The following is a 9,428-nucleotide window of genomic DNA, read 5'->3' on the forward strand; positions in this document are numbered from 1 at the left end:
CGGGCCCTTGGGCATCATGCAGGCCTGCATGGATGTGGTGGTGCCCTATGTTCACGAACGCCAGCAGTTCGGCCAGCCCATCGGCCAGTTCCAGCTGATGCAGGGCAAATTGGCCGACATGTATGTCGCGCTGTCCACTGCCCAGGCCTATACCTATGCCGTGGCGCAGGCCTGCGATCGCGGCGAAACCACCCGCAAGGACAGCGCTGGCTGCATTCTCTACAGCGCCGAAAAGGCGACCTGGATGGCGCTGGAGGCGATCCAGTGCCTCGGCGGCAATGGCTATATCAACGACTATCCCACCGGGCGCCTGTTGCGTGATGCCAAGCTGTATGAAATCGGCGCCGGCACCTCGGAAATCCGCCGCTATCTGATCGGCCGCGAGCTGTTTGAAGAGACGAAGTAGGCGTGACAAAGCCATTTTCTCCGTTAAGCTGCGGGCGGGGAGAAAAAAATGAAGGCACTGATCGCTGCGGCTGCCGTGTGGCTGGCTACCAGCGCGCTGGCCGCGCCAAAGCCGGATAATGCGCTGCTGAAGGCCGCCACGGCCGAGGCACCCGCTGTCACGGGCACGCTGAAATCGCTGGTGGAGGTCGAGAGCGGCAGCGGCGATGCCGAAGGGCTGGAGACGCTGGGCCGCTATCTGGAAGGCCGCTTCGCCCAAAGCGGCGGCAGTGTGAGCCGGGTGAAACCCCTGCCCGGCACAGTTGGCGACATCATCGTCGCCCGCTGGAAAGGCACGGGCAAAGGCAGGCTGCTGCTCATCGCCCACATGGATACGGTCTATCAGCGCGGCGCGCTGGCCAAGGCGCCGTTCAAGGTGGTGGAAGGCGCCGCTGGCCCGCTGGCCTATGGCCCCGGCATCGCCGACGACAAGGCCGGCATCGCGGTGATCCTGCACACGCTGCCCTTGCTCAGCGCCCGCGACTATGCCGAGCTGACCGTGGTCATCAACACCGACGAGGAGCGCGGCTCCGTCGGTTCCGGCCCGATCATCACCGAAATGGCCAAGGGCATGTCGGCGGTGCTCAGCTTTGAACCGACCGTCTATCCCGAAACCATGGTGAACGGCACGTCGGGAACCAACACGGTGATCGTCACCATTGCCGGCAAATCGGCCCACGCCGGTGCCGCGCCCGAAGCCGGCATCAATGCGATGGTGGAAGCCGCGCACGTGATCGCGGTCACCAAGGATCTCGATCGCGGTCCGGGCAAACGCCGCTTCAACTGGACAGTGGTCAATCAGGATCGCGGGGTGCGCAACATCATCCCCAACAATGTGACGCTGATCGGCGATCTGCGCACCGCCACCCTGGCCGAGGTCGATCAGTTCCGGGCTGAACTGGCCGAGCGGCTGAAAACACCGGCCGTGGCCGGCGCGCAGGTGGTGGCCGAAGTGCGGGTCAACCGGCCGCCGTTCGACGTGAGCCCGGCCAGCAGTGCCTTGATCGAGGAAGCCCAGGCCATCTATGCCACGCTCGGCCGCCGCCTGCCGCTGATGCCGCGCACGGGTGGCGGCACGGATGCCGGCTATGCGGCGATCGCCGGCGTGCCGGTGCTCGAATTCCTTGGCCTGCCCGGCGCCGGCTATCACACCACCGATGCCGAATATGTGCATCTGGAAAGCGTGCCAAGCCGGCTGTATCTCGCCGCCAGCCTGATCCGCCGGCTGGGCCGGTAGACGTTTGGGGCACGCCCGGCTAAGGCCGTGGCCATGTCCAGCGGCAATTCCAAGCGCCTGTCGGCGATCCTGCTGGTGCTGGCCGGCATTGGCGCGCTGTGCGTGCTGGATGCCTTCGCCAAATATCTCGCCCTGCGCCACGGTGCCGGCGTGGCCACTTTTGGCCGCTATGTGGCCGGCACCATCATCGGTTTGATGGTGTGGCAATGGCAGGGCCGGCCTTGGGTGGCGCCGGGCGGGCTGAAACCCAATCTGGTGCGCGGCACGCTGGTTGCAGTGATGGCGCTGGCCTTTTTCTGGTCGATCTCGATACTGCCGATGGCGCTGGTGCTCACGCTTACCTTTGTCGGGCCGCTCGCCGTGCCGTTCATGGCGGCGCTGTATCTGAAAGAACCGGTGCAGCCACGCTATGTTGCAGCCGGGGCCATGGGGTTTGTTGGCGTGCTGGTCACGGTGGGCGGCATGCCTGATCTTGCCGCCGGGCAGTTGCTGGCAGCAGCCGCAGCGCTGGCTGCCGGCTTGATCTATGGCGCATCGGCGGTGATCCTGCGGTCACGCGCAGCGGCCGATGGGGCCACGGCCATCACCTTGATCGCAGCGGTGGTGCCGATGCTGTGGCTGTCGCCCGTGCTGTTCACCGCACCGGCGTTGCCGCCGCTGGTCGATCTCGGGCTGATGATGGCGATGGGCCTGGCGGGCAATGTGGGGGTGCAACTGTGTGCGCGCGGCTATGTGCATCTGCAAGCGCAGGTTTCGGCCGTGCTGGAATATAGCGCGCTGCCCTGGGCGGCGCTGTTTGGCTGGCTGTTGTTTGATGAAGCGGTGGCACCCACCACGCTGCTGGGTGCAGCGATCATCGCCGGCGCCTGCCTGTGGGCATCACGGGCACCCCGGGCAGGTGCAGCAGCGCCGGTCAGCGCTCTGCCGCCTGCGCCAGTTCCCTAAGGCACAGCGCCTTGGCACGGCCAATGGCGGCAACATCCGGCAGCAATTCCACCGCCTCGCGCGCATCCGCCAGATAGGCTGCGCGCGCCGCCGGGGCGTGGCTGCCCTGGGGTGCGCCGCAAATGGCCTGCACGCCCAGCACCGGTGAACGCCGCAGATCGGTCACTGCCAGCACTTCCGATGGCGCCCGCGTCAAGGCAGCCGCCAGCGCCGCAGTCAGTTGTTCGGCCTGCGCGTCTTCGGCGCCGCGCGCCAGTTCGGGGGCCATCGCGATCCAATCGGCGGCGCCATTGCGGATCGCACCGACAACGCGGCCCCAATCGCCGCCCGCCACCAAATGCGCCACCGCCGGCTTGGGGCCGCTGCGATCGACATCAGCAGCGAATTGGCTGGCCGAAAGGATGCCGGCAAGCAGCAGCAGGGGGGCAAATGCGCTCATTTGTCGAATATGGGGATGAAGCCGGCCCGGTGCAATGGCATCAAGCTGTTGGCGGATCGGCAATCATCGCAGTGAAGCTGCATTCGGCCACCAATTTCCCGTCAACTTCAGCGCGGCCGGTAAATTTGGCGACGCGGCCACGATCCTGAACCACCTGCACCTTCAGGTGCAGCAGGCAGCCCGGTTCGACAGGCGTGCGGAACTTGGCGTTCTCGATGGCCATGAAGAAAACCAGCTTGTCCCCGCCGGTTGGATCCTTGGCGCGCGCGCTATGGATGGCGAGCACGCCGGCGGTTTGTGCCAGCGCTTCCACGATCAACACGCCCGGCATGATCGGCTTGGCCGGAAAATGCCCGGCAAAATACGGCTCGTTGATGGTGACGGCCTTGATGCCGGTCGCGGATTGACCGGGGATCATGTCGATCACCCGGTCAACCAGCAGCATCGGAAACCGATGCGGCAACAGTGCCATCACGGCCAGCACGTCAGCCGTGCTGGCCACTTGCGGCGCAGTGTCGTTCATCAGCGGCGCGGCGGCGCAGCCGGAGCCGGGGCCGGAGCTGCAGCAGCGGGGGCGGCACCTGCCGGCGGAGCCGGCGGGGTGGTCGAAACCTTGGGCAGCGCCTTGTCGAGACGGGCCACCACATCGGTGGTGATATCGATCGCGGCGGCGTGCTGGATGGTCACCTGCTCGTCGACGGCGATATTGGCGCCCTTTTCGCGCATGATCTGGCTGATGACCGGCTGGGCGCCATCATTGATCTGCTTCACAACCCATTGTTCAGCGGCCTGAATTTCCTGCTGGCGGCGCTGCAGTTCCTGATCGGCCTGGCCACGACGCGCATCGAAATCGCGCACCTTGGCCTGGAACGCCTGGATGGCGGCCGGCACTGCGCCCTGCTGCGGCTGGGTGTCACGCAGGGTCTTTTCTTCAGCCGAAAGGCTGGTGCGCAGCTGGTTCAGGCGAGCGTTCAGCGCATCGGCCTTCGGCTTCAGCTCGGCCTGAGCGGCCTTGGCAGCGGCCGACGTGGCGATCATTTCCTGGCGGTCAACCGTGACGATCACGGCAGCCGGCAGCTGCTGCGCCAGCACCGGGGTGGCAACACTGGTCAGCGCCAATGCGATCAGAATCTTCTTCATCAGAATGCGGTCCCTACGTTGAATTGGAAAAGTTGCGGATCATCGCCTGGTTGTTTGACCAGAGCCTTGGCAAGGTCGAACCGGAACGGCCCGAAGGGCGAATTCCAGTTGACCCCGATACCCACCGAAACACGCGGTTTCGGTGTATTCCCGAGGAATTCTTCAACAAAGCCTGCCGAGAAGCCATCGTTGGGCAGGCAGGGCGCGGTTTGCCCCGGCACGCGCGGCGCCGGGCTGGTTGGACCGTTCTGGCAAGTCAGGTTGGGCGACTTCAGGCTCCACAGCGCGCCGACATCAGCAAAGATCGACGGACGGATGCCCAGTTCGTTGCCGGCCGAACCCAGCGGAATGCGGATTTCCGCCCGCGCCAGATAATATGCCCGACCACCCAGCGCATCATCCAGTGCTTGACGGCGATCCTGCACAACGCTGCCATCCAGGCCAAGCGGACGACGCAGCACGCGCGGGCCGATGCCGCGGATGTTGAAACCACGGAACTGTGGCTGCCCCAGGAAGAAGCGGTTGGTCAGGATCACATCCTGCCCGCCATAACCGAAGGCATAGCCGCCTTCGGCACCCAGGTTCAGCACAAAATCCGTGCCGAACAACGGGGTGAAATAATCATAATTGATGCGGGTGGTGACAAACTTGATCCCGATCGGAACACCCGCAACATCCTGGCTGAAGCTGAAGCGTTGTCCGGCTGATGGCAGGCGCACGTTGTTCAAGCTGTTGAACAGAATGGAATAACCCAGCGTTGACACGGTGCGGTTGCCCAGCTGTTCGCACAGGAAGCGGCCGGCACGCAGCGGATCGCAGACGCCATTGGTGAAGAACACCGCTTCGTCCAGCCCGATTTCTTCGCGGCTGAGGCCATAGCGCAGCGAGGCTGCCCAATATTCGGTGATCGAAAAACCGGTGCGGACCTGGAAGCCGGTGGAAACCTGCGTGTAGGTGGTGTCGCGCGTGTTGTTGCCGGTAAAGCGGAACGAACGGAAATCGCGGCGGAACACGTCAAGGCCCAGCGCCAGGTTGCGGCCACCCAGATAAGGCTCGGTAAAGCCGGCTTCGACCGAACGGGCAAAGCTGGAGATATTGCCCGACAGCCGCAGTTCCTGGCCACGGCCACGGAAGTTGCGCTGGCGCACGCTGGCCGAGAAGATGAAGCGTTCGATCGACGAGAAGCCGGCCGACAATTGCAGTTCGCCCGTCGGCTTTTCCTGCACATTGGCTTCCAGCACGATACGATCGGGCGTGGAGCCGGGTTTTTGCTCGATGTCCAGCTTGTCCTGGAAAAAGCCGAGGCCGAGCAGACGATCCTTGGAACGCTTCACCTTGATCGAGTTGAACGCATCGCCTTCCGTCAGGCGGAATTCACGGCGGATCACGTTGTCATAGGTGATGGTGTTGCCGTTGATGGCCACCTTTTCCACATAGACGCGCGGCACCTCCCCGATCTGGAAGATGACGTTCATCTTCAGATCTTCCTTGTTGCGCTCGAACTGCGGGCGCACGTCGGCAAAGGCATAGCCCAGCAGGCCGGCGGTTTCCGACAGGCTTTCCACCGTGTTCTCGATCAACTGGGCGTTGTACCAATCGCCTTCCTTGATGCGGATGATCGGGCGGAATTCCTTGGGCTTGATGTCGCGCAGCTGGCTTTCCAGATCGATCTTGCCGAACTTGTAGCGTTCCCCCTCTTCCACGACATAAGTGACGATGAAGTCCTTCTTGTCGGGAGTCAGTTCGGCCACGACCGAGGCAACGCGGAAATCGGCGTAGCCCTCGGTGAGATAATATTGGCGCAGTTTCTGCTGATCATACGACAGACGATCAGGATCATAAGTGTCGTTCGAGGTGAAGAAGCGCCACGTGCGGGACTGCTTGGAGGCCATCTGCTTGCGGATCTGGCCTTCCTTGTACTTCACATTGCCCAATATGTTGATCTGGCGGATCTTGGATTTCGGGCCTTCGCTGATCTCGAAGATCACATCGACGCGATTCTGTTCGAGCTGGACGATCTTGGGTTCGACACTGGCAGCAAAACGGCCACCACGGCGATACAGCTCAAGGATACGGCCAAGATCGGCGCGGGCTTTGGAACGGGTAAAGATCTGGCGCGGCGCAAGGCGGATTTCCTCACGGATCTTCTCTTCCTTGATGCGCTTGCCGCCTTCGATGATGATCCGGTTGATCACCGGATTTTCCTTCACCTCAACGATCAACGCACCATTGTCATCGCGGATGGTGGCATCGGAAAACAGTTCGGAGGCATAGAGCGCCTTCAGCGCCGTATCGAGCGCATCACGGTCATACCGATCGCCAATGGCCAGATTGAGGTAGGAGCGAACAGTCTCGGGCTCCAGACGCTCGGTGCCGCGCACCACGACACTGCGCACGATGCCGGCATTGGCGGCCGTGGCCGGCAATGCCGACTGGTTGCGGGATTCAGATGCGCGTGCTTCGGCTTCGGCCGACGGGCGAGCCGGTTCTGCTGCCGGCGGACGCGGGCGCTGCTGGGCAAGGGCCGGAGCCGCCAACCCACCCAGTGTGGTCGAAAGCAGCAGCACCGCCAGCGGGCGTCGCCAGCCAGCTGCACCACCAGCGTCACGAACAAAATTGGCTTCCATCAACCCACCAACCCACAATCATCCAGCTCAGCGGCTCGCCGGTTGATCCCGCGATGCCCAAAAACACGCACTGCCAGACGGGCGGAACCTGTCATCCCAACAAGTTCGCCAGACGGTTCCACAGTCCGACACTTCCGCCGAGGCTGAAAATGTCGTGAAAGGTCAGCACCGCCATCAGCGACATCAGCGCGGCAAAGCCCGACATGAAGGCCCATTGCTGGACCTTTTCCGCCACGGGCTGCCGCCGCACCGCCTCGATTCCGTAGAGCAGAAGATGGCCGCCGTCCAGCATCGGGATGGGCAGCAAATTGATGAAGCCGAGGTTGATCGAAAAGAACGCCATGAAGGCCACCGCCGACAGCAAACCAAGGCTGGCCTGCTGTCCGGCGATCTGCGCGGTCTTCACCGGGCCGCCCATTTCAGTGATGTCGCGATCCCCTGTCACCACCTGGCGCAAGGTGCGCCCGATCGTCTGGGTGATGCTCCAGGTATCGATCACGGCCCAGCGCACGGCATCGACCACACCAACCTGATCCACCACTTCGGTAGGCCGCACGATGCCAAGCCGTGGGTGGCGGGAGACATTGCCGAACCGGTCGCGGCTTTCGACCATGGTCGGCTTGACCACGATGCGGCGTTCAGCGCCGGCGCGCTGCACCAGCAATTCCACCTTGTCGCCGGTGCCGGTGACAACCTGCGCGGTGATGTCTTCGAACCGGGCAACAGATTTGCCATCAACCGCCAGGATGCGATCACCCACGGCCAGACCGTCGCGTTCGGCGGCGCTGCCCGGCATCACCTGTTCCACCACCGGCGGCGAAGCCTGATGACCCAGCGCCAGATTGAAACCAGCCAGGATGACAATGGCAAACAGGAAATTGATCGCCGGCCCAGCGGCCACGATGATGGCGCGCTGCCACAGCGGCAGGAAGGCAAACAGGCCGCGCCGCTCGCTTTCCGGCAGGGCCTGCAACGCAGGATCGATCTGGCTGGCCTCGTTCATGTCGCCGACGAACTTCACATAACCGCCCAGCGGGATGGCGTTGATTTTCCAGCGCACGCCGCGCCGGTCGCTCCAGCCGAACAATTCGCGACCAAAGCCGACACCAAAGGCTTCGATGCGGGCGCCAAACACCCGCCCGGCGAGATAATGGCCGCCCTCGTGCACGACCACCAGCACGGCAATCATTACGATGAAGCTGGCCAGGGTGAAGATCAGGCCGGGCTGCGGAAGAAGTGCAAGGCCGTTCATGCTGCGCGTCTCACCACCAGCGCGCGCGCCACGTCGCGGGCGGCGGCGTCTACCGCCAGCACCTCTTCCAATGTTGCAACCGGCCCTGCAGGCATCATCGCCAAAGTCTCCGCCACGATGGCGTCGATATCAAGGAACCCGGCTTGCTCGGCGATGAACGCCGCGACAGCAATTTCATTGGCGGCGTTCAATATGCACGGCGCACTGCCGCCAGCCCGCATCGCGGCCCAGGCCAGCGCCAGGCAAGGAAAGCGTTCCAGATCAACCGCTTCAAACGAAAGATTGGCCACGCTGGCAAAGTCCAGTCGCGCCGCCGGGGTTACAATGCGTTCCGGCCAGCCCATGGCATAGGCAATCGGTATCCGCATATCGGGGCTGCCCAGTTGCGCCAGCACGCTGCCATCAACATATTCCACCATCGAATGGATCACCGATTGCGGATGCACGATCACGTCCAGCTTTTCCACCGGCACCGGGAAAAGCTGAGCCGCTTCAATCAGTTCCAGCCCCTTGTTCATCAACGTGGCCGAATCGATGCTGATCTTGGCGCCCATGCTCCACGTTGGATGCTTGCAGGCATCCGCCACGCTCACCCCGCGCATTGCCTCGCGGCTGCGGGTGCGGAACGGCCCACCACTGGCGGTGAGGATGACCCGTTCGACCTGTGACGGATCGTGGTGCGGGAAGACCTGGAAAATGGCATTATGCTCACTGTCCACCGGCAGCAGCGTGGCACCATGGGCCTTGGCAGCGGCCATCACCACCGGGCCGGCGCAAACCAGCGTTTCCTTGTTGGCAATGCCGATCTGGGCACCGCGCTGCACGGCGGCCATCGTGGGTGGCAGGCCGGCAGCGCCAACGATAGCGGCAATCACGATTTCGGCATCGCGGGCGGCCGCATCAACCAGCGCGCTCGGCCCGGCCCCGCTGGCAATGCCCGAACCGGCCAGCGCCTCCTTCAGCGCCTCGCCCTTCGCTGCGTCGGCCACGGCGGCAAATCGCGCGCCGCAGGCGCGGGCGGCACTGGCCAGCGCGGCGACATCGCTGCCGGCGGTGATCGCCTCCACCTGCCAGCGGCCCGGATTGCGCGCCACAAGGTCGAGCGTCTGGCTGCCCACCGAACCGGTGGCGCCAAGAATGGTCAAGCTGCGCGTCACCCGGCCCACCCCGTCGCGGCAAAGGCCCCGGCACCGGCAACCGCCGCCGGCACCAGGCCATCCAGTCGGTCCATCACGCCGCCATGGCCGGGCAACAGCGTGCCGCTGTCCTTCACGCCAGCCCGGCGCTTGAGCCAGCTTTCATAAAGATCACCCAGGATCGACATCACCGCCAGCGGCACCGCCA

Annotated in this window: 10 protein-coding genes; 3 read left to right on the plus strand and 7 right to left on the minus strand. The window is 64.0% G+C overall.

What is annotated here, in order from left to right:
- From RMO81_RS16130 to RMO81_RS16140, 3 genes are all read left to right on the plus strand, one after another.
- A partial coding sequence (locus RMO81_RS16130; RefSeq protein WP_310476988.1) for an acyl-CoA dehydrogenase family protein occupies positions 1-406 on the plus strand: 406 nt, incomplete at its 5' end.
- Positions 407-454: 48 nt separating this feature from the next.
- Positions 455-1,681 carry a glutamate carboxypeptidase gene (locus RMO81_RS16135; protein WP_310476990.1) on the plus strand — a complete coding sequence of 409 codons (1,227 nt, stop codon included), beginning with the start codon at positions 455-457 and terminating at the stop codon, positions 1,679-1,681.
- A 33-nt stretch (positions 1,682-1,714) separates the two neighbouring features.
- The gene (locus RMO81_RS16140) at positions 1,715-2,626 is read left to right on the plus strand and encodes a DMT family transporter (RefSeq protein WP_310476992.1); all 912 of its coding nucleotides are present in this window, start codon (positions 1,715-1,717) and stop codon (positions 2,624-2,626) included.
- On the opposite strand, the gene RMO81_RS16145 is transcribed toward RMO81_RS16140, so the two are convergent.
- The 7 genes from RMO81_RS16145 to RMO81_RS16175 form a co-directional block, all read right to left on the minus strand.
- Positions 2,595-3,065, minus strand: a complete 471-nt coding sequence (locus tag RMO81_RS16145; protein ID WP_310476993.1) for a hypothetical protein — start codon at positions 3,063-3,065, stop codon at positions 2,595-2,597. The two genes, RMO81_RS16140 and RMO81_RS16145, sit on opposite strands and share 32 nt — an antisense overlap.
- 40 nt (positions 3,066-3,105) lie before the next feature.
- The gene (fabZ, locus tag RMO81_RS16150; RefSeq protein WP_310476994.1) at positions 3,106-3,588 is read right to left on the minus strand and encodes a 3-hydroxyacyl-ACP dehydratase FabZ; all 483 of its coding nucleotides are present in this window, start codon (positions 3,586-3,588) and stop codon (positions 3,106-3,108) included.
- Positions 3,588-4,205: an OmpH family outer membrane protein gene (locus RMO81_RS16155; RefSeq protein ID WP_310476995.1), complete on the minus strand. Its 618-nt coding sequence runs from the start codon at positions 4,203-4,205 to the stop codon at positions 3,588-3,590. Before RMO81_RS16155 ends, fabZ begins: the two co-directional genes overlap by 1 nt.
- On the minus strand, positions 4,205-6,832 hold the full coding sequence (bamA, locus tag RMO81_RS16160; protein WP_310476996.1) for an outer membrane protein assembly factor BamA: 2,628 nt from the start codon (positions 6,830-6,832) through the stop codon (positions 4,205-4,207). The genes RMO81_RS16155 and bamA overlap by 1 nt, the downstream gene beginning before the upstream one ends.
- A gap of 91 nt (positions 6,833-6,923) precedes the next feature.
- Positions 6,924-8,084 carry an RIP metalloprotease RseP gene (gene rseP / locus RMO81_RS16165; RefSeq protein ID WP_310476997.1) on the minus strand — a complete coding sequence of 387 codons (1,161 nt, stop codon included), beginning with the start codon at positions 8,082-8,084 and terminating at the stop codon, positions 6,924-6,926.
- The gene (locus RMO81_RS16170) at positions 8,081-9,241 is read right to left on the minus strand and encodes a 1-deoxy-D-xylulose-5-phosphate reductoisomerase (RefSeq protein WP_310476998.1); all 1,161 of its coding nucleotides are present in this window, start codon (positions 9,239-9,241) and stop codon (positions 8,081-8,083) included. The genes rseP and RMO81_RS16170 overlap by 4 nt, the downstream gene beginning before the upstream one ends.
- Positions 9,238-9,428: phosphatidate cytidylyltransferase (locus RMO81_RS16175; RefSeq protein WP_310476999.1), on the minus strand; the 191-nt coding region annotated here is incomplete at its 5' end. The genes RMO81_RS16170 and RMO81_RS16175, both read right to left, overlap by 4 nt.

This window comes from Sandarakinorhabdus sp. (assembly GCF_031422795.1).
GTDB lineage: Bacteria > Pseudomonadota > Alphaproteobacteria > Sphingomonadales > Sphingomonadaceae > Sandarakinorhabdus.